This is a genomic window from Streptomyces sp. NPDC058295, from assembly GCF_042880655.1.
In the GTDB taxonomy this organism is placed as follows: Bacteria; Actinomycetota; Actinomycetes; order Streptomycetales; family Streptomycetaceae; genus Streptomyces; species Streptomyces coriariae.
Map to the genome: position 1 here is coordinate 22,333 of NZ_JBHVYO010000025.1, position 19,223 is coordinate 41,555.

Annotated in this window: 15 protein-coding genes; all 15 read right to left on the reverse strand. The window is 71.7% G+C overall.

What is annotated here, in order from left to right; all coding sequences use genetic code 11:
• Nucleotides 1-6: 6 nt before the first annotated feature.
• From rfbC to asnB, 15 genes are read right to left on the reverse strand one after another with little or no spacing between them, the layout of a single operon-like run.
• Nucleotides 7-558 carry a dTDP-4-dehydrorhamnose 3,5-epimerase gene (gene rfbC / locus ACFVYS_RS25470; RefSeq protein ID WP_389505517.1) on the reverse strand — a complete coding sequence of 184 codons (552 nt, stop codon included), beginning with the start codon at nucleotides 556-558 and terminating at the stop codon, nucleotides 7-9.
• Nucleotides 555-1,799 carry a polysaccharide pyruvyl transferase family protein gene (locus ACFVYS_RS25475; protein ID WP_389505519.1) on the reverse strand — a complete coding sequence of 415 codons (1,245 nt, stop codon included), beginning with the start codon at nucleotides 1,797-1,799 and terminating at the stop codon, nucleotides 555-557. Before ACFVYS_RS25475 ends, rfbC begins: the two co-directional genes overlap by 4 nt.
• Entirely contained in the window at nucleotides 1,796-2,743 is a 948-nt protein-coding gene (locus tag ACFVYS_RS25480; RefSeq protein WP_389505521.1) for a glycosyltransferase family 2 protein, read from the reverse strand. Before ACFVYS_RS25480 ends, ACFVYS_RS25475 begins: the two co-directional genes overlap by 4 nt.
• Nucleotides 2,740-4,038 carry a hypothetical protein gene (locus ACFVYS_RS25485; RefSeq protein ID WP_389505523.1) on the reverse strand — a complete coding sequence of 433 codons (1,299 nt, stop codon included), beginning with the start codon at nucleotides 4,036-4,038 and terminating at the stop codon, nucleotides 2,740-2,742. Before ACFVYS_RS25485 ends, ACFVYS_RS25480 begins: the two co-directional genes overlap by 4 nt.
• Nucleotides 4,035-5,318, reverse strand: a complete 1,284-nt coding sequence (locus tag ACFVYS_RS25490; protein WP_389505525.1) for a DUF4910 domain-containing protein — start codon at nucleotides 5,316-5,318, stop codon at nucleotides 4,035-4,037. Before ACFVYS_RS25490 ends, ACFVYS_RS25485 begins: the two co-directional genes overlap by 4 nt.
• A complete protein-coding gene (locus tag ACFVYS_RS25495) occupies nucleotides 5,306-6,331 on the reverse strand; it encodes an NAD-dependent epimerase/dehydratase family protein (RefSeq protein WP_389505527.1) in 1,026 nt (341 codons plus the stop codon). Before ACFVYS_RS25495 ends, ACFVYS_RS25490 begins: the two co-directional genes overlap by 13 nt.
• 3 nt (nucleotides 6,332-6,334) lie before the next feature.
• Entirely contained in the window at nucleotides 6,335-6,982 is a 648-nt protein-coding gene (locus ACFVYS_RS25500; RefSeq protein WP_389505529.1) for a PIG-L deacetylase family protein, read from the reverse strand.
• A complete protein-coding gene (locus tag ACFVYS_RS25505; protein ID WP_389505531.1) occupies nucleotides 6,979-7,806 on the reverse strand; it encodes a glucose-1-phosphate cytidylyltransferase in 828 nt (275 codons plus the stop codon). The genes ACFVYS_RS25500 and ACFVYS_RS25505 overlap by 4 nt, the downstream gene beginning before the upstream one ends.
• Nucleotides 7,803-9,038: a class I SAM-dependent methyltransferase gene (locus ACFVYS_RS25510; protein ID WP_389505533.1), complete on the reverse strand. Its 1,236-nt coding sequence runs from the start codon at nucleotides 9,036-9,038 to the stop codon at nucleotides 7,803-7,805. Before ACFVYS_RS25510 ends, ACFVYS_RS25505 begins: the two co-directional genes overlap by 4 nt.
• A complete protein-coding gene (locus ACFVYS_RS25515) occupies nucleotides 9,035-10,309 on the reverse strand; it encodes a glycosyltransferase (RefSeq protein ID WP_389505535.1) in 1,275 nt (424 codons plus the stop codon). The genes ACFVYS_RS25510 and ACFVYS_RS25515 overlap by 4 nt, the downstream gene beginning before the upstream one ends.
• 2 nt (nucleotides 10,310-10,311) lie before the next feature.
• Nucleotides 10,312-11,547 (reverse strand): O-antigen ligase domain-containing protein, encoded by a 1,236-nt coding sequence (locus tag ACFVYS_RS25520; protein WP_389505537.1) that lies wholly within the window; start codon nucleotides 11,545-11,547, stop codon nucleotides 10,312-10,314.
• Nucleotides 11,548-11,572: 25 nt separating this feature from the next.
• Nucleotides 11,573-13,093 (reverse strand): right-handed parallel beta-helix repeat-containing protein, encoded by a 1,521-nt coding sequence (locus ACFVYS_RS25525; protein ID WP_389505539.1) that lies wholly within the window; start codon nucleotides 13,091-13,093, stop codon nucleotides 11,573-11,575.
• Between the two features lie 9 nt (nucleotides 13,094-13,102).
• Nucleotides 13,103-15,088 carry an alginate lyase family protein gene (locus ACFVYS_RS25530; RefSeq protein WP_389505541.1) on the reverse strand — a complete coding sequence of 662 codons (1,986 nt, stop codon included), beginning with the start codon at nucleotides 15,086-15,088 and terminating at the stop codon, nucleotides 13,103-13,105.
• Complete coding sequence (locus ACFVYS_RS25535; RefSeq protein ID WP_389505543.1) at nucleotides 15,085-17,271, reverse strand: bi-domain-containing oxidoreductase; 2,187 nt, start codon at nucleotides 17,269-17,271, stop codon at nucleotides 15,085-15,087. The genes ACFVYS_RS25530 and ACFVYS_RS25535 overlap by 4 nt, the downstream gene beginning before the upstream one ends.
• A 25-nt stretch (nucleotides 17,272-17,296) precedes the next feature.
• Nucleotides 17,297-19,222 (reverse strand): asparagine synthase (glutamine-hydrolyzing), encoded by a 1,926-nt coding sequence (asnB, locus tag ACFVYS_RS25540; protein WP_389505545.1) that lies wholly within the window; start codon nucleotides 19,220-19,222, stop codon nucleotides 17,297-17,299.
• Nucleotide 19,223: the final 1 nt, after the last annotated feature.

A 19,223-nucleotide genomic window follows, 5' to 3' on the forward strand; every position in this document is an offset into this window, starting at 1 on the left:
CGGCCCTCACTCTTCTCTCTGCTTCAGGACCTCGGCGAGGCTCGGCGCCTCCCGGTCCCGCTGGGACATCGAGGTGGCCGGCAGCGGCCAGGGAATGGCGAGCTCCGGGTCGTCGAAGGCGATCGTCACGTCCTCGGCCGGATCGTGCGGGCGGTCGATCCGGTACGAGGTGTCGGCGGTTCCCGTCAGCGCCTGGAAGCCGTGCGCGCATCCCGCCGGGATGTACAGGGTCGTCTGCGTCTCGTCGGACAACTCGAAGAAGGCCCGGTTGCGGTAGGTCGGCGAGTCCGCGCGCAGGTCCACGACGACGTCGAAGATCCTCCCGTACGAGCAGCGCACCAGCTTGGCCTCGCCGGCGCCGGAGCGCAGGTGCAGGCCGCGCAGCACGCCCCGGACCGAGCGGGACAGGCTGTCCTGGACGAAGGCGTCCGGGTCGAGGCCCACCGAGCGGACCACTTCGGCGTCGAAGGTACGGCAGAAGAAGCCGCGCTCGTCGGCGTACGGCGTCGGCTCGAACAGGTACGCGCCGGCGATCGCCGGGACTTCGGTCGCTTTCATGGAGCCTCTCGCAGGGCGTGGTCGTGGGCGTGTGCGTGGTCGGTTGCCGGGAACAGGGCCGCGGTCAAGGCGGTGAACTGGTGCTGGAGGCGCCGGGCGGCGGCCAGGTTCCGCTCGGTGAGGGTGCGTCGCAGCTCCGCCGACTGCTTCTCCACCGCCCGGAACTGTTCGAGCAGCCGGTCGGCGTCGACCTCGCGAGCCGGATGGCAGTACGCGCCGAGACCCATCTGGGCCATGAGCGCGTCGCTCTTCGCCGCATAGCTGAGTGCGAGCGTCGGTGTGCCGACCTTCAGCGCGCAGACGAGGTTGTGATAGCGGGTCGCCACCACGGTGTCGGCTGCCGCGATTTCCTTCATCAGGTCGGCCAGCGAGGCGGCTTCGGCAGCGGTGACCAGTGGCGAGTCCACCGCGTCGAGGATCGCGGCGACCACCGCCGCGTCGCACTCGTCGCCGGTGAGCAGCCTGACCGCCCTGCCGTCCTCGACCAGCGCGCGGACGAACCGGGTCGTCCCGTCGAGGTAGCGCCGGTGGATCTCCTCGGCCCGGGCGCGGTCGTCGTCACCGCCGTGGAAGTCCATGACGCCGACGCAGACCGGGCCCGGCACCGGCGGGGGCGCGCTCGCCTGCGGCGTCGGCAGGGCGAAGGCGAGGTCCGGGTAGACCTCGTCCCGCGCGGTGTCCACGCCCATCGCCCGCATCGCGTCGCGCGACAGGGCGTCCCGGTAGGACCGGTAGGTGGCCAGCCGCGCCGACCAGCGCACCAGGGTCCGCGTCGGCCGGTTGCCGATCGCGGCGGCGCCGACACCGACCAGCGCGACCCGGGTGCCGAAAAGCCGGCCGGTCGCGCAGAGCAGGAACAGTGAATAAGGGAAGCCCCACGGCCGCAGCGGCAGCGTGGCCTCCAGCACGCCCATGCCCGGCACGATCACCACGTCGTGCCGGCGCACCCAGGCAGCGGTACGAAAGACGTCGACGAGTTTGCCCAGGCCCTTCCCCCCGATCGCGCCGGCCCGTGACGCGGTCCGGTACTCGCCGCGGTACCAGTGCAGCCGCGTCGCGGGGATCCCGAACCGGGTCGTCACGGCCTCGGGTCCGCCGCACAGCGCGTCCACGGCCGCCTCCGGATGCGCGGCGCGGAGGTACCCGAGCACGGCCTCGAGCGACCCGTCGTTGCCGAGGTTGCCCGACCCGAGCAGGCCGAACACCCCGACGCGCACCGGAGTCTCGTCCGCGGACGTCATGCCCGCCTCCCCTCGCGGCCCGCGACGAGGGCGTCGACGGAGACGGTGAGCACGCCCGGATCGACCGGGGCACGGTCCTCGACCCGCTCACCGGCGCCCGGCCGGACCCGGCTGGTCATCCACGCGCCCAGGTGCCGGTAGCACGCGCGCCGGTCGGCCGGGGACAACGGCGCCCGTCGGATCGCCGAGACGAAACCCCAGACGTACTCGGCGAGCAGCCGGGGCGTCGGGTGCAGCGGGCCCGCCCGGCGCGGGTCCAGGTTGACGCACCGGGAGCGCTTGGAAGGGTTCGCCCGCTCGGCGCGGGTGGGGTGGTCGCGCCGGAAGTACAGCAGCTCCGGCACCTGGTGGAAGGCCCCGTGCAGGGTGATCTCGGCGACGAACGTGCGGTCCGCGTGGTGGTAGCTGTCGTGCGGCTTCACCCGGCGCAGCACGTCGGCCCGCATCACCCCGTAGAAGTCGTCGCCACCGGGCTCGAACAGCAGGCTGCGGAAGCGCTCCGGCGCGTGCGGCGAGTCGGTGGCGAGCCCGTACTCGTAGGGCACCTTCACCTGGCCGTCGCCGTCGATGACCGCCTGGCCGCTGTGCGCGAGGACCACGTCGGGCCGCTCGTCCAGCGCCTCGACGCAGCGCCGCAGCAGGTCACGGGCGTACAGGTCGTCGTGCGAGGCCCACTTGAACAACTCGCCGCGGCACTCGGTGAAGACGTGGTTGTGGTTCGGCGCGGCACCGATGTTCCGGGGCAGCCGCAGGTAGCGGATGCGTGAGTCCTTCGCGGCGTACCGGCGGCAGATGTCCTGGGTCCCGTCGGTCGAGGCGTTGTCGGAGACGACCAGCTCGAAGTCCTCGTACGTCTGGCCGAGCAGGGCGTCGAACGACTCGGCCAGGTACTCCTCGCCGTTGTACACGGGCAGGCCGATGCTCAGCCTGGGTTGCGCGGTCATGAGGTCCTCACTTCGGGAATGGGGTGGTGATGGCGCTCACGCAGGGCGGATCGCAGGTGCAGCCACCACACGGCCGAGCTGCAGACGGTCGCGGCGGCGACGCCCCAGGCCGAGCCCACCGTGCCGGCCACGGCCGCCCCGCCGAGCCCGCCGCCGACATAACACGAGGAGGCGAACAACTGGCTGCGCAGGCTGCGCCGGGCCGCGCCGAGTGCACGCAGCCCGGCCGCCGCGCCGGTGCCGAGACCGGCGCCCGCGACGCCGAGCGTGGCCGGCACGATGAGCTGCGAGGCGGAGCCCCAGACGTCGCCGAGCACGAGCTCGCCGAACCGGTCCGGCACCAGCAGCAGCGCCGCGCCCCAGAGCAGCGCGGCGACGGCCTGCCCGGCGCCGAGCAGGAGGCAGAACTTGGCGAGTCGGTGCGGGGCCCGCCGCAGCACCCGTGCCGCCTCCGCGACGGTCACCAGCGAAAGACCCATCAGCACGGCGAGGAACGGGCCGAGCAGCAGCTCCGCGCCCCGGACCGCACCGACCGCGCCCACCCCGACGATCGCGCCGAGCCCGTACGCCCGCAACTGGCTCGCGCCGCTGACGCCGACGTTCTCGACCAGGTACCGGTAGCTGAGATCGCGCTGCTCGCGCAGCCACTCGCGCGCCCCGGCCATCCGGGGCCGGATGCCGGACTGGAACCAGCCGTACACCGCGGCCACCGCGGCGGACACGCCCCACGCGAGGACGAAGGCGGCCACGGTGCCCACCCGGGCCGCCACCACCATGGCCGGAACGAGCGCGACGCCCCACACGAGGTCGTTGACGAACGCCTTCCGGCCGTCGCCGGCGGCGAAGAACGAGTACCGCCAGGCATCCTGCAGCAACAGCCCCGGCAGCATGACGCCGAGGCAGGCGAACGCGGGCCCCACACTGCCGCCGAGGGCGAGGCCGACCACCAGACACGCCGCGCCGATGGCGGCGCCGACGTCGAGCGCGGTACCCGACGACCGGGCCACCGCCCCGCGCCAGGCCGCGTCCGACACGCCGCTGAAACGCACCACGAGCGGGTCGGTGGCCAGCCCCCGGGACACGCTGAGCACCACGCCGTAGGTCACCCAGGCCAGGCCGAACACGCCGAACGCGGTCACGCCCAGCGAGCGGGCCACATAGATACCCACCGCGAAGTTGGTCATGCTGGAGGCCGCCTGGTCGGCCAGTCCCCAGGACAACCGGCCGACGACGGCCCGCCGGGCCGATCCGGCCGGCCTCGTCGTCTTCGCCCCCTCGGTGGTCATCGGCGTCATGCCTTGATCAGCCCGGCGCCGTGCAGGGCGTCCGCCGCGGCGGCGACGGCGCCGAACGGCAGCCCGGACCGCTCGGCGACGTCCAGCAGACTGTGCTCGCCGTCGGAGAGGTTGAGCACCCAGAGCATGGCCATCTGCGCCTGCTTGGTGTCGCTGCGGCCGCCGAGCGCGTCGTACAACCCACGCCGCCCCAACTGCGGCTCGCCGTAAGGGCTGAGATTGACGTACCGACGGTTGCGGTCAAGGACGTCGAATGCCTCGCGGCAGACGGCGAGCGTGTCCGCCATCGCCTCCGGGGAGACGAAGTCCAGGTTGTCCGCCGAGGTGTGGTACTCGGGATAGCCGGCGTACGGGGTCCGGCTGAGCGAGCCCACGCCGAGATCGAACCCGGGCGAGCAGAACTGCCGCTCGTCGTAGCCGTACGGAGTGAACTCGGTGATGTGGTGCGGGCGTTCGGAGGCGGGCAGTACATGTCGCAGCACCCGGTCGATCTCCGCGTCGCCTCGCCTGCTCTGCTTGTACGTCAGCCGGCCCCGGTCGCCGGCGCAGGCCAGCACCAGACCGTGCTTGACCCGCTCCACCCGCTCCGCGTTGCGGGCGAGCCAGGTGATCGCCCCGATGGTGCCGGGCGCGAAGATGAACCGGTAGGTGTAGTACGGCGTCTGCTCGGCCAGCGCCCGGGCCAGGAACGTCGCCACCGCGATGCCGGCCAGGTTGTCGTTGGCCAGCGACGGGTGGCAGACATGGCTCGAGACGATCACCTCTTCGGGGACCTGCCCAGGAACCACATGCTCGGCATAGGTGAGGTGACCGTCCGCGAGGGTGGAGTCGATACACACCTCGTAGTCGCCGTCCGGCAGCGCGTCCAAGGTCTCCTGGGCCAGGCAGAACCCCCACTCCGGCTTGTAGTAGCTGGTGCGGTACGGCACCCAGGCCGGGTGGTCCGGCAGGGTGTGCAGATGTCCACGCAGCTCGGCCAGCGGCATCGTCGCCGACACCGGCACGCTGTAGCCGAGCACATGCAGGCTGGACGCGGCGAAGTCGACGACCCGGTGACCGGAGGCGTCGGCGACATACGCGTCGCGGATGTTCCACTCCTGCGGCACCGTCCAGTCGAGCACCTGGGTCCCGGTCGGCACCTCGTGCACCTGCAGCGGGACGTACTCGTCGACGATCTCCAGGGTGGCGCGCACACCGTCGCCCGTGATGCTCCGGCACAGCGGGTACAACCGCTCCACCAGCGCGTACATCTGCTCGCCGGCCGCGGTCATCGGCGCCACCGCAGGGTGTCGTCGACGGCGCCGGCGTCGGACGCCGCGCGCAGCACGGCCAGCCGGGTGAAGCGTCGCTCGAAGTCCTCCCGGGTCAGCCCGTGTTCGCGGTAGGCGTCGGCGAGTTCGAGCGCGCCCTGCTTCACCGTCCACTCGCAGTCGAAGCCGGGCACCGCGGCACGGAACCGGGAGAAGTCCACCCGGTACGACCGCGGATCGGCGCCGTTCTCCCCGGTGATCACCACCTTCGCGCCGGACACCGCCTCGGCGACCTGGTCGGCGATCTCGGCGACCGTGACGTTGTTGACCTCACTGCCGATGTTGAACGCCCGGTCGTGCACCGCCTCGCGCGGCGCCGTCAGCGCGGCCGTGAAGGCCCGAGCGATGTCGCCGGCGTGCACCAGCGGGCGCCAAGGCGTGCCGTCGGAGAGCACCAGCACCTCGCCGGACAGGAGCGCGTGGCCCACCAGGTTGTTCAGAACGATGTCGGCGCGCAGCCGGGGCGAGTAGCCGAAGGCGGTGGCGTTGCGCATGTACACCGGACTGAAGTCGCCGTCGGACAGCGCGTGCAGGTCGTCCTCCACCCGCACCTTGGACTCCGCGTACGGCGTCACCGGGCGCAGCGGGGCGTCCTCCGCCACCAGGTCGTCCCCGCCCGCGGCACCGTAGACGGAGCACGTCGACGCGTACAGGAAGCGCCGCACTCCGGCGTCACGGGCCAGCCGGGCCAGCCGCACGGAGGCGTGGTGGTTGATGTCGTAGGTGAGATCCGGCGCCAGCGAACCCAGCGGGTCGTTGGACAGCGCGGCCAGGTGGATCACGGCGTCCACCCCGGCCACGTGCTCGGCCGTGACATCCCGCAGGTCCACCCGATGCCCCTGCGGGTCCGCGGGCGGCGGGCCGAGGACACAGTCGGCGAACAGGCCGGCGTCAAGACCGACGACCTCGTGCCCGGCGGCCGCGAGGACCGGGGCCATCACGGTGCCCAGGTAGCCCTGATGTCCGGTCAGCAGTACGCGCAAGGTTCATTCCCCCAGGTCGAGAGTGAGTTTGGTGACGGCGAACGCCTCGGCGTAGCGCGCGTGGCATTCGATACCGCGAATCCGGGCCAGACCGAGGAAGGCCTCCCGGTCGTACCAGGGCCGGTGCCGCTGCGAGGGGTAGTGCTCCTGCAGCAGCCGGACCTTCTGTTCGGCGATCTCCGGCGACAGCGGCTGGTACACCGTCGGACGGCCGAGATCGCCGTCCCACTTGACGATCTCGTAGCCGAGCACGAGATGGTCACGGAATGCGGTGGGAATCAGCTTCGCCAGACCGCGGTGATCCTGGTGCGCGTCAGTGGTACGCGGGGCCAGCACGAGATCCGGCTCGGTCTGCCCGCGAAGCTCCTCGACCGCCGCCTTGGCCTCCTCCCAGTGCGCCGGCAGCCGGCCGTCCGGCAGCTTGTGCACGGTCAGCCGCAGGTCGGCACCCGGGCAGAAGGCGGTGAGCGCGGCCTGCTCCTCCTGCTCGCGCTCACCGCCACCACCGGAGAGCACCAACGCGTCGACCCGGACACCCGGGTGCGCCAGGCACAGCGTCAGCAGCGTGCCACCGGCGCCGATGGCGATGTCGTCGCAGTGCGCGCCCACCGCGACGATCCGGTCAAGGCTCCCGGCCCCGAGCCGGATCACGCCCTCGCTCCGGAGCCGCCCCTGGCGACGGCCGCGCTCGCTCCCGCGCCGTCCCGTTCCCACACGGCCCACGGGCGGTCGCCCCGGGCGTAGGCGTCGTCGAGCGCGGCCCGCTCCTTCACGGTGTCGGTCGGCTTCCAGAAGCCGCGGTGCTGGTGCGCCACCAGCCGCCCGTGCTTGGCCAGTTGGCCGCATCCGTCGGCGACCAGGTCCCCGTTCTCCGGGATGTGGTCGAAGATCTCCTGGCGCAGCACGAAGTAGCCGCCGTTCTCCCACAACGGCAGTTCGCTCACCGCGGTGATGCCCCCCACCAGACCGTCCTCGCCCAGGTCCACGCAGTGGAACGACGATTGCGGCGGCACCACCATCATCGACGCACCGGCGTCACGCCGGGCGAACCGGTCGATCATCTCCGGCAGCGGGGCATCGGTGAGCACGTCGGCGTAGTTGGCGAGGAACATCTCGTCGCCGTCCAGATGGTGCCGCACCCGGCGCAGCCGCTCCCCGATCGGTGACTCGATGCCGGTCTGCGCGAACGTGATCGTCCAGGAGGCGATGTCGGTGGAGAGCAACTCGGTCTGCCCCTTGCGCAGCACGAAGTCGTTGGACGTCGTCTCCTCGTAGTTGAGGAAGAAGTTCTTGATGTGGTGAGCCCCGTACCCGAGGCACAGGATGAACTCCGTGTGCCCGAAGTGCGCGTAGTAGCGCATGACATGCCAGATCAGCGGTCTCGGGCCGACCATCGCCATCGGCTTGGGCACATCGTCGGAGGCACCGTTGCGCATCCGCATCCCGTAGCCGCCGCAGAACAGAACGACCTTCATGCCTTGACCTCGACAATGCTCAGTTCCGGTATGGGAAAGACCAGTCGGCCGCCCCAGTCGTGCACGAAGGACAGCTGCTCGACCAGCTCGGCCCGCAGGTTCCACGGCAGGACGAGGACGTAGTCCGGTTCGTCGGCGGCTATCTGCTCGGGCGACAGGATCGGGATGCGGGTGCCCGGGGTGAACCTGCCGTGCTTGTAGGGGTTGCGGTCGACCGTGTACGGGAGCAGGTCGGGCCGGATGCCGCAGTGGTTGAGCAGGGTGTTGCCCTTGCCCGGGGCGCCGTAGCCGACGACCGTCTCGCCGCGCTCGGCCGCCTCGATGAGGAACCGCAGCAGATCCCGGCGCACCTTGGCCACCCGGGCGGAGAACTCGGTGTACCCGGACAGCTCCTGCAGCCCGGCGGCCTTCTCCCGGGCCAGCACGTCGGCCACCCGCCCGGTCGGCTCGCCGGCCACCTCGGCCGGCCGGGCCCACAGCCGGATCGAGCCGCCGTGCGTGGGCAGCAACTCGACGTCCACGAGCGTGAGTCCGCCGCTCGCCAGCGCCCGGGTCGCGGACGCGACCGTGTAGTACTGGAAGTGCTCGTGGTAGATCGTGTCGTACTGGTTCTCCTCGATCAGGGTCAGCAGGTGCTGCACCTCGATGGAGACCCAGCCGTCGTCGGCGACGAGGGCGCGCAGCCCCTTGGTGAACCTGACGACGTCGGGGATGTGCGCGTACACGTTGTTGGCCACGACCAGGTCCGCCGGGCCGTGCTCGGCGCGGACGTCGGCGCCGATGGCCGGGTCCAGGAAGTCGGTGCGCGTGGGCACACCCGCCTCGCGCGCCGCCGCGCCGACGTTCACCGAGGGCTCGACGCCGAGGCAGCGGATCCCCCGGTCCACCACATGCCTCAGCAGGTAGCCGTCGTTGCTCGCGACCTCGACCACGAAGGCGTCGGTCTCCAGACCCAGCCGCTGCACGGTGTCGGTGACGAACGTGCGCGCGTGCTCCACCCAGGAGGTCGAGTAGGAGGAGAAGTACGCGTACTCGCTGAACGTCTCCTCCGGCGTGATCAGCGGAGGTATCTGCGCGAGCCAGCAGTCGGTGCAGACCCGCAGGTGCAGCGGGTACGCCGGCTCCGGCCGGTCCAGTTGGTCCGCGGCGAGAAAGCTTTCGCACGGCGGAGTCGCCCCCAGGTCGACGACGCTCTCCAGCGCCGCCGAGCCGCAGAGTCGGCATCGTGTCATCTGCTGCCCCCATCCCGCTCGCGCGGGTGTCCCCGCCGCGAGCCAGTGCTGTTGTCCCCCATCGGCGACGGGCTGTCCCCGCCGCCGGACCGACCCGCGAGCGCGGTGCGGTACCCCTCCACCAGGCGCTCCAGCCCGACGGCCGGGCTGAAGTCCTGCTCGTAACGGCGCCGGGCCGCCTGGCCCATCTCCCGGTTGCGGGCCGAGTCGGTTGTGATCCGGCGCAGGCAGGAGGCGAGCGAGGCGGGTTCGCCCGGCCGGTGCAACAGCCCGGTCGCCCCCTCCTCGACGAGTTCGACGAAGGCGCCGTGACCGGCGGCGACGACCGGGACCCCCGCCGCCATCGCCTCCACGACCACGAGCCCGAAAGCCTCCAGCCACGTGGAGGGAGCCACCACGGCGACCGAGCGCGCGATGGCCTGCCGGCACTGCGCCGAGTCGTACAGGCCGACGTACCGCACGTCGTCCCGGCCCGCCGCCCAGGCGGCCACCTCGGCCTCCAGCGGCCCCGTGCCGGCGATCACGAGCGGTACGCCCACACCGCCGCAGACGGCGATCTCGTCCCACGCGGTCATGAGCAACCGCACGCCCTTGGCCTCCGCGAGCCGGCCGAGATAGAGCAGATGCTCGCCGGTGCCCGTCCGGCGGGCGTCCGGGTCGGGCACGAAGTTGTGCTTCACCGCCAGCCGTTCGGCCGGCATGCCGGACCGCACCAGGACGTCGCGCTGTGCCGCGGAGATGCAGAAGAAGCGCTCCACGCCGGACCACCACCGCCGCCGGTTGACCGACAGGCTGACCGCGAGCGGCACCGTCGCCAGCCGGGAGCCGCGGTAGCAGCCGTGCCGGACGGCGGGCAGCGGCGTGGATCCGACGCACTCGGTGCACGGCCGGCCGTCCCGCTGGAGTGTGCCGGGCGGGCAGACCTGGGTGTAGTTGTGCAGCGTGGCGACGGCGGGAACGCCCGCGTCGGCGCAGGCGGCCAGCACCGCCGGCGACAGGAGCGGGAAGACGTTGTGGATGTGCACCACGTCCGGCCGTTCGGTGCGGAGCCGGGCGGCGAGCTCCGTGCGGACCGCCGGGTTCCACGGCACAAGCAGCGGTATCGCGGCCTTGCTCAACAGGGACCGGGCGGCGATGTCGTCGCTGCGCCGCTCGAACGTCTCGACCCGGTGGCCGGCCCCGCGCAGCAGCGCCACCTCCTGGTCGACGACCTTGTTCTCCCCGCTCGGCTGCGCCGAGGCGTAGCGGTTGTGCACCACAAGGACGTGCATGCTCAGGTCACCTCCGATCTTCGGGCCCCTCGCGGGATGGGTCGTCCGGGGACTTCGGGCGTCGTGAGGGGGGTGGCCGCGGCAGGAGCCACCAGCAGCGAGGCGGCCACGGTGAGATGCAGCAGATACGGCGAGGCGTCGCCCAGTCCGGCCTCGGTGTAGGACGCGATCGCGCAGTAGCTGATGAGGAAGATCGCGCAGGCCCTCGACAGTGACGGTGGCCGCAGCAGCGCGACACCGCCCAGCACGATGATGATCGCCGCCACCAGGGCGACGCCGGTCATGCCCTGCTCGTGGTAGACGGCCAGCCAGCTGTTGTCGATCGGCAGCCCGCCGAACGACTTGTCGCCCAGGCCCGCGCCGAACAGGTACTCCGAGGTGGTGCGGGGTGCCGCCAGCAGGGCGTGCCAGACCTTGGCCCGGCCGGTGAGGCTGGTGAAGTTCTCCTGGCTCTGTCCGCGCAGGAACCACGCCTGCAGCGCGGAGCCGAAGCCCACCGCGGCCACGGCGGCGCACACCACCGCCCAGGCGAAGAACCGGCGGGCGGCGGCGCTGGTCAGGACGAGCGAGCCGATCGCCAGCGCCAAGCCGACGAGGAGGCCGAGCGTGGCGGTCCGGGTATGGGTCAGCGCGAGCAGGACGAGTGCCGGCACGATGACCACGGCCGCGCTGGCCCTGTCGGTCCGGCGGCCCAGGACGAGCAGCACGCTGAGCCCGATGATCACCGCGGCGTACTGGCCGATCTGCGGCGGGGTGAGTGGCCACAACGCGCCCACCAGCCGCCCGCCGTAGAGCTCGGGCATGGCGGCGCCCGGTGAGATGATCGCGCCGGCGGCCACCGACCCGAGGACCACGAAGTAGATCCTGATGTGGTGCCGGACGAAGGTCAGGCCGCCGTCCCACCAGCGGCTGAGCAGCCACAGTGTGCCGACGAAGAGTGCCAGGCGGGCGCAGCGGAACAGCGCGCCGAACCCGGACTCCAGGTCCGCGCTGGAGATCACGCTCGGCACCAGCAGCAGGGTGAGCAGGAAGCCGAAGGCGCTGGCTCGGATGCGCAGCCGGAGGTTGACGGCGAGCGCCAGCGCGAACGCGGCGACGAGCGCGCCCATGGTGACCATCTGGATGAGGGAGCGGGGCAGCGGGATGATGGTCTTCGCCCCGGCGGAGCCGAGCGTGTTGAGGATCAGCAGTCCCCAGACCGTCCCGACGATCTTCGACGTGTGGTCTGTGCGGTCCATGTGGTCCATGTGAGCCGGGCTCATCTCAACCACCGTCCCGTGCGCGGAAGGTGCTGCCCATGTCCTGCTGGTACGGCGTGCCCTGCCACTGCACGGAGTCGAGTATCCGGCTGGGGTCGTGGGCTACGAATTTCCATGGTCCGAGGTAGACGTTGTCGTGCCAGCGGTTCTGCTGCTCGCGGGTGATCGCCTCGGCCACCCGTTCGCCCTGGTACGGCGACCAGTCCGGATAGGTGCCGTAGTTGGCCAGCACCGCCATGCGGTCGCATCTCACCGTGCAGTCCACGACGGCCTTGTCCAGCACGAAGCGGTTGCCGTGGATGTCCACCCGCTGGGTCTTCCACCGGCAGTCGGTGTAGAGGGGTGCGGTGGCGATCGCCGGCTGTGCGCACCGGTCGGTGTTCTTCACCAGCAACGTGCAGTCACCGGAGGAGGTGTTGGCGGGGCTGTTGCAGAACCGGTCGGCGTTTTCCCAGAGGGTGATCCCGGACCAGTTGTTCTCCAGTACGTTCCGGTAGATGTCGATCTTGTCCGTGCGGGCTCGGATCCGTGGTTCGCCGCCGGACTCGGACAGATAGATGGTCGCGAAGGGGAAGTTGTCGCCCCGGTCGGCGTATCTGCGGCCCTCGACCCAGTTGTTCCGCCGGATGGTGTTCTTCCGGATGACGGCGTTGTAGCTGGTCTCGTAGATCAGCGCGGCACCGTCGTTGGCCTCGAGCAGGTTGTCCTCGATGCGGAAGTCGTTGTTGTTGGTGTCCGCCCATAACCCGGCTCCCCGGTTGTCGTGCACCCAGTTGCCGCGTATGTCGGCGCCGTCGACGGCCCAGAACTTGACGCCTCCGGTGCAGCCGCAGCCGGGCCGCCGCCGCTCCCAGTCGTCCTTGTTGTTGCCCACGATCTCGTTGCCCTCGACCACCAGGCCGCTGATACGGCCGGAGGCCTTGTACGCGTTCATGCCGTACTGACCGTTGTCGCGCAGGCAGCTGGCGCTGACCCGCTGTCGGGCACCGGCCATCAGCCCGGCGCCGGAGTTGTTCTGGATCGTCGCGTGCTCGATCACCCACCCGTCGGCCGAGTCGTGGTTGACCACGCCCTCGTCATGGGGCGCGACGAAACCCTGCACGGTCAGGTAGCGGAGGGTGACGTCGGGAGCGGTGCCGCCGAACGCGTACTGGTTGGTCTTGTGGCCGTCGAGTACCGCGCCGGGCGCGCCGAGGTAGGTGTCCCCCTTCTTGGGGATGACCTGGGCGTAGCGGTCCGGTTCGAGCCTGTGCGTGCCAGGTCGAAGCCAGAACGTCGTGTTCGGGGGACTGCTCTTGGTCTTCGCGGCCAGGTCTCCGGCCACCGCGGGGTCGACCGTGACCGCGCCGGCCGGTGCCTTGGCCGGCCCGGCCGCGGGCTTGGCGCACACCCGGGCCACGGACGTGGCCGGCGTCGAGGTCGGCTTCGGCCGTGCGCCCGACGTGCTCTCACAGCCGGTCGCCGCCAGCAGGGTCAGCGCCAGCGGTGCCGCCGCCAACGCCCAGTGCCGCCTCTTGATCCCCACGCGCCCCCCCTAGCCGTGGAACCTGAGGACGGTGGTGAACCCCACCGCGCCGTCGGCGAATCCGGTGCCGACCAGCGTGGTGGTGGGTTCCTTGCGTCCGAAGCCGGGGGAGTACCAGCCCAGCGGCGGGTCACTCTCGCCGCGATGGGCCCGCCAGTTCAGCTGTCCGGGCAGGTCGAGCGCCGCGGAGCGGTCCTCGCCGTCCCGGGTCCAGGCGAGCTGTGCCCGGTTCCCCGCCAGGTCCGCGGTGATCGTCGGACCGAGGTGGAACGCCAGCCGGACGGCGCGGCGCGGGCCGCGCACCTCGTCGACCACTCTCAACTCCTGGCTCGCGTAGGTCAGTTCGACCCGCCGACGATGCACGGAGCGCTGGTAGCCGTCGTGCTCGGCGCACCAGCGGGCGGTTCCCCCGGTGGAGGCGTCGGAGGCCTCGGAGGTGTCCACGGCCAGGACGCGGCTGCGCGCATGCCGGGTCCACAGGAACGGGCCGCCGGAGACGGACTGGTCACCGCCGTCGAGTTGCAGGGTGTTGTGGCCGAGGGTCGACCGGAAGTAGTGCCGCCACTCGGGCTGGCCGTGGTAGCAGTACGTCCCCGGGTCGGCGAGCACGTCGACCCCGTCGTGCCGGGCCTCCACGGACAGCGCGTCCGCGTGGGCATGCGCCGCGATGGACAGGAATCCGTGCGGACCGCCGTCGCAGCGGCACCAGATCTCTCCCGGACCGCGCAGGATGGTCATGCCCGCGTCGGCGAAATGGGCCGGCCGGGTTGCCGGGCGGGACACGGCCGGTGCCGTTGCGTCCTTCGGGTACGGCCGGATGAGCGCGGCCAGCAGCGGGGTGCGCACATCGGTGCCGGTCACCGTCGGCCACCAGGCGAGCCGGCCGAACACGGCGTCCCCGGTGGCCAGCAGCGAGGCCCAGCGGTCGGTGCCCTCGCCGTCCACGATCAGACCGTGCCCGTCGTCCGCGTCGCCCTGGCGCGGCGGCCGTAGCCGGTTGTCCACGACGGCCGCGAGCGCGTCGGTCATCCGCAGCAGTACCCGCCGGATCGACGCGGGGACCGGCACACCGGCGGCATCCGCCTCGGCCGTCGCGGCCAGGCCGAGCTCCAGCACCAGTCCGTGGTACTCGGTGGCCAGCTCGCGGTTGAGGCCGGAGTCGAAGGTGTTGCCGCGCAGTTGCAGCTCCAGCGACCGCAGCGCGTCGGCTCGCCAGCGCGCCGAGGAGGGGAACCATCCGAACGCGCAGGCAGCGGCGAACTGCCCGGCGGCCTCGGCGATGATGTGGTTGTTCGCCGAAGACCCCCGGCTGGGGAAGGCGGCCAGCCAGCGCTGGTGGTGCCAGATCTGGCGGAGCGCCACCGGGTTGTCCTCGAACAGGCCGGCTACGCCCGGCCAGTCGTCGAGCAGCCGCCGGATCCACACCCAGGACAGCAGCCGGATCCCCAGCTCGATGCCGCTGGTCCAGTGCACCCCGCGCAGCGGGGCGTTGCCCGCCCACCACGACCGCAGGTGCTCCGCCACCCGCTCGGCGTAGCGCTCGTCGCCGGTGACCGCGTAGGCGGCGGCGAGCACCGTGAGGTACTGATGCCGGGACAGCTCCCAGATCTGCTTGATGTCCCCGACCGCGTCCTCGTCGCGGTACGGCACGTCGAAGGCGTAGCCCCATGGAGCCCGGCGTCCGGTCTTCGGGTCGTACCACCAGTCCGGGTCGGCCAGGTCGTCGCGCTCCACCCCGAAGAACTCGGCGTGCCCGGCCATCAACCGGTCCGCCTCGGCGACGAGACGTTTGACGGCGTCCGGTGGCACCGCGGCGATCGTCCCCGCGGGAAGTACCGCGGTGAACCGGGCGCCGGTCACGCTCGGGCTCTCCGGCCGCGCCGACCGCCACCGACGCCTGCGCACCGCGTCGCCCGCCCGGCCGCCGACCTCCCGCGGCCCCATCCGGGACAGCCTCCGCAGGTACCAGCCAGGACTCCCCGAGTTCACGGTCATCGCGCTCTCGCCAACGTCACCGGCGCGCCACCGGCCAGGCCGGTCTGCACGGCGAGGGTGGCCGCCGTGGTGGCGACCAGCGACTCCAGCGGCACCGGCATCGGCCCGCCGGTCCGCACGGCCTTGACGAACGCGGCCAGCTCGGCGGACTGGCCCTTGTCCCGGGCCTTGGGCAGCCGCGAGCTGACCCACCGCTTGCGGCTGCCGTCGTAGACAGCGGCACGGACGAAGTCGTCGAGCCGCAGCACCTTGCCGTCCGCGACCAGGTCCAGCGTCTCCTTGGGGAAGCCGGCGGAGCCGGTGGTGACGTAGCTGATGGTGGCGGTGGACCCGTCCGGGTAGCGCAGCACGACCTGGAGGTCCTCGTTGCCGGAGGCGGCGACCGCGTACACCGAGACCGGGTCGGCCTGAAGCAGCCAGCTCGCCGTGTCGATGAAGTGTCCGCCCTCACCGGCGAACCGCGAGCCCTCGGCGCCCTGTTGGAGGTACCAGCTGCCGTGCTGCAGCCGGCCCGCATTGACCAGGTAGCGCAGGCTCGCCGGGCCGCTTCGGCTGCCGAACCGCTGCCTCGCCTCCTGCAACAGCGGCGCGAACCGGCGGTTGAAGCCCACCTGCAGCCGGTCGTTGCCGGACTCCTCCACCGCCGCGAGCACACCGGCCAGCTCGTCCTCGGTGAGGGCCAGGGGCTTCTCGACGAACACCGCCTTGCCGGCCAGCAGTGCCCTGCGGGTCAGTTCGGCGTGCGAGCTGTGCCGGGTGACCACGAACACCGCGTCGATGGACTTGTCGCCGAGCACGGCGTCGAGATCGGTGGTCGCCTCGGCGAAGCCGAACTTCCGCTGCGCGTTGGCCGCGGACAGCGCCGTCGTGGTGACGACCGTCGACAACGCGACGCCTTCGCGCTGTGCCAGGTGCGGCAGCAGCATCGACGTCGCGTAGTTCCCCGCGCCGACGAACGCCAGCCGCACCGGCGCCTTGGCGGGCCGGGCCGGGGCGGACGCTCTGGCGCCGCGCGGCACCGCGGGCACCGCCACCGCCGGGGGCTCCGCCTCCTGCGTCTGTCCGGGGTAGCGGAACAGCACGGCCACGGCCTTCAGCTCACCGTCCTTCAGGCGCTGGTACGTCTCGACGGCGTCGTCGAAGTCGGCGATGTGGGAGACCAGGGGCTCCACGTCGACGCTGCCGCGGGCCACGAGATCGAGGAAGCACGCCAGGTTGCGGCGCTCGGTCCAGCGCACATAGCCGATCGGGTAGTCCCGCCCCTCGAGCTCGTACTCCGGGTCGTAGCGCCCGGGGCCGTAACTGCGCGAGAACCGGACGTCGAGTTCCTTCTCGTAGTACGCGTTCCACGGCAGGTCCAGGCGGCACTTGCCGATGTCGACGACCCGGCCGCGGTCCCGGCTCAACCGGGCGGCCAGTTCGACGGGCTGGTTGCTGCCGCCGCCGGCGGCCAGGTACACCTGATCCACGCCGTGCCCGCCGGTGAGTTCGGCGACGGCGACCTCCACGGCCGCGGACGCGGGATCCCCGCAGGCCGCGGCGCCCAGGCGTTCGGCGAGCTCGCAGCGCACCGGGTCGGGGTCGACCCCGACGACGCGGACTCCCGAGGCGGCCAGCAACTGCACCACCAACTGCCCGATCAGGCCGAGGCCGATGACCAGCGCCACCTCGCCGAGTTGCGGCTCGCCGCGGCGAACACCCTGCATCGCGATCGACCCGACGGTGCCGAAGGCCGCGTGCCGCGGCGCGAGGCCGTCCGGTACCGGGGCGTAGAGGTTCTTCGGCACCCAGTTCAGCTCGGCGTGCAACGCGTGCTCATTGCCGGCGCAGGCCACGAGGTCGCCGACCTTCACATCGTCGATCCCGCTGCCGACCTGCTCGACCACCCCGCACAGCGAGTAGCCCAGCGGCGTGTAGGAGTCCAGCTTGCCCATCACCTTGCGATAGGTGGCGGGCACCCCGTTGGTGGCCACGCTCTGCACGACCTTGGCCACCTGGTCCGGCCGGGAGCGGGCCTTGCCGAGCATCGACATGCCGGCCTCGGACACCTTCATGAGCTCGGTCCCGGTGGATATCAGCGAGAAGGCGCTACGGACCAGCACACCGTCCGGCTTGCACCCCGGCACCGGCACGTCGAGCAGCGCCAGCTCGCCACTCTTGTAGTTCTGCACAACCTGTTTCACTCGAAGTCCTCTGTCTCTACGCCGTCTAGTGAGAGTTCTGGCCGGCCCGCGAGGTCGCGTCGCGGTACCAGTACTCGAGGGTCAGCACGTGCCACAGATGCTTGGAGAAGTCCCGCTGCCCGGCGGCGTCCTCGGCGACCATGCGCGCCAGCGCGTCGCGGCGCAGGAGCCCGGAACCGACGAGCACGCCGTCGTTCACCACCTCGCGTACCAGCGGTGCCAGGTCCCGGCTCATCCAGGCGCGCAGCGGGGCACTGAACAGGCCCTTGGGCCGGTACACGATCTCCCGGGGCAGGATCGAGGAGGCCGCCTCCTTGAGGACGGCCTTGCCCTGTCGTCCGACGATCTTGCGGTCGCCGGGTATGGCGAACGCCGCCTTGACCACCTCTACGTCCACGTACGGCACCCGCACCTCGGTCGAGGCGGCCATGCTCGACCGGTCGGTGTAGGCGAGGTTCAGACCCGGCAGGAACATCCGGGCGTCGCCCAGGCACATGCGGTTGACGAAGTCGTCGAGGTCGTTGTCCTGGTAGGTGTCCGCATGCTCGGTCAGCACGTCGTCGACCGTCCCGGCCAGGTCGGGATCGACCAGGGCGAGCAGCTCGTCCTGGTCGTACATGGTGTAGCTGCGCCGGAACGCGGTCTCCTCCGGCAGATCGGCGAAGGAGAGGAACCGCTTCGCGAAGCGCACCGACCGGTAGCCCCGCCGGGCCGTGGCGACCGGCAGCCGGTCCACGGCCCGGGACAGGCCGCGCCGCAGGGGCCGCGGGACGCGCTGATAGCGCAGCGCGAGCAGGTTGGCCAGGTGCTTGCGGTACCCGGCGAACAGCTCGTCGGCACCCATCCCCGAGAGCATCACCTTGACCCCGGCCTCCCGGGCGGCCGAGCAGATCAGGAACGTGTTGATCGCGGCGGGGTCGCCGATCGGCTCGTCCAGGTGGTACGTCATCTGCGGCAGCAGGTCGAGCACGTTCGGGGCGATCTCGATCTCGTGCAGGTCGACACCGAACCGCTCGGCCACCTGCCGGGCGTAGCGCAGGTCGTCCGGCATCGCCTCGAATTTGGCGTCCTCGGCACGGAACCCGATCGTGTAGGCGGAGATCCCGGGTCGGTCGCGGGCCGCGAGCGCGGTCAGGTAGCTGGAGTCCAGCCCGCCGGAGAGGAAGGTCGCCACGGGCACGTCGGAGAGCAGGTGGCGCCGCGTCGACTCCTCGACGACGGCGGCCAGATCCGGCTGTTCGCCGCTGAGGGCCCGCTCCTGCCCCTCGGCGGCGACGTCCTTCAGGTGCCAGAACCGGCCGCGCTCCACCCGGCCGTCGGGCCGGCACCGGAGCCAGCTGCCCGGCGGCAGCTTCTCCGCCTCGCGGAACGCGCACCGCGAGTCCGGCACCCAGTAGTACAACAACGAGGCCACCAGCGCCGCATGGTCCACCTCCAGCGACCCGCCGGTCGCGGCGGCGAGTGCCTTCAGCTCGGAGGCGAACATCAGGCCCTCGCCGCGCCGGAGCAGGAACAGCGGCTTGATGCCGAGCTGGTCGCGGGCGAGCACCAGGTCACCGGTTCGCTCGTCGAAGATCCCGAACGCGAACATGCCGCGCAGCCGGGGCAGGCAGTCGGTGCCCCAGCGCCGCCAGGCCTCCAGCAGCACCTCGGTGTCGGAGGTACCGCGGAAGCGCACCCCGGCGGCTGCCAGCTCGGCCCGCAGCTCGGGCGCGTTGTACAGCTCGCCGTTGTACGTCAGGACGAGGCCGCCCGAGACCATCGGCTGGGCGCCGGTCTCGGACAGGTCGATGATGGCCAGCCGGCGGTGCCCGAGGTGCACTTCGCCGTCACCGACGGGGTGGCCGTACCGGCCCGCCCCGTCCGGACCGCGGTGGGCGAGGGTTTCGGTGAGCCGGTCGGTCACGATCTTTCCGTCCGGCCATCGGTAGGTTCCTGCGATGCCACACATG

What these genes read in the sequence shown, in the direction of transcription:
- ACFVYS_RS25520 (WP_389505537.1), bottom strand. Translation starts at nt 11,547, where the DNA reads ATGGACCGCACAGACCACACGTCGAAGATCGTCGGGACGGTCTGGGGA.
- ACFVYS_RS25510 (WP_389505533.1), bottom strand. Translation starts at nt 9,038, where the DNA reads ATGACACGATGCCGACTCTGCGGCTCGGCGGCGCTGGAGAGCGTCGTC.
- ACFVYS_RS25530 (WP_389505541.1), bottom strand. Translation starts at nt 15,088, where the DNA reads ATGACCGTGAACTCGGGGAGTCCTGGCTGGTACCTGCGGAGGCTGTCC.
- ACFVYS_RS25505 (WP_389505531.1), bottom strand. Translation starts at nt 7,806, where the DNA reads ATGAAGGTCGTTCTGTTCTGCGGCGGCTACGGGATGCGGATGCGCAAC.
- ACFVYS_RS25475 (WP_389505519.1), bottom strand. Translation starts at nt 1,799, where the DNA reads ATGACGTCCGCGGACGAGACTCCGGTGCGCGTCGGGGTGTTCGGCCTG.
- asnB (WP_389505545.1), bottom strand. Translation starts at nt 19,222, where the DNA reads ATGTGTGGCATCGCAGGAACCTACCGATGGCCGGACGGAAAGATCGTG.
- ACFVYS_RS25480 (WP_389505521.1), bottom strand. Translation starts at nt 2,743, where the DNA reads ATGACCGCGCAACCCAGGCTGAGCATCGGCCTGCCCGTGTACAACGGC.
- ACFVYS_RS25485 (WP_389505523.1), bottom strand. Translation starts at nt 4,038, where the DNA reads ATGACGCCGATGACCACCGAGGGGGCGAAGACGACGAGGCCGGCCGGA.
- rfbC (WP_389505517.1), bottom strand. Translation starts at nt 558, where the DNA reads ATGAAAGCGACCGAAGTCCCGGCGATCGCCGGCGCGTACCTGTTCGAG.
- ACFVYS_RS25515 (WP_389505535.1), bottom strand. Translation starts at nt 10,309, where the DNA reads ATGCACGTCCTTGTGGTGCACAACCGCTACGCCTCGGCGCAGCCGAGC.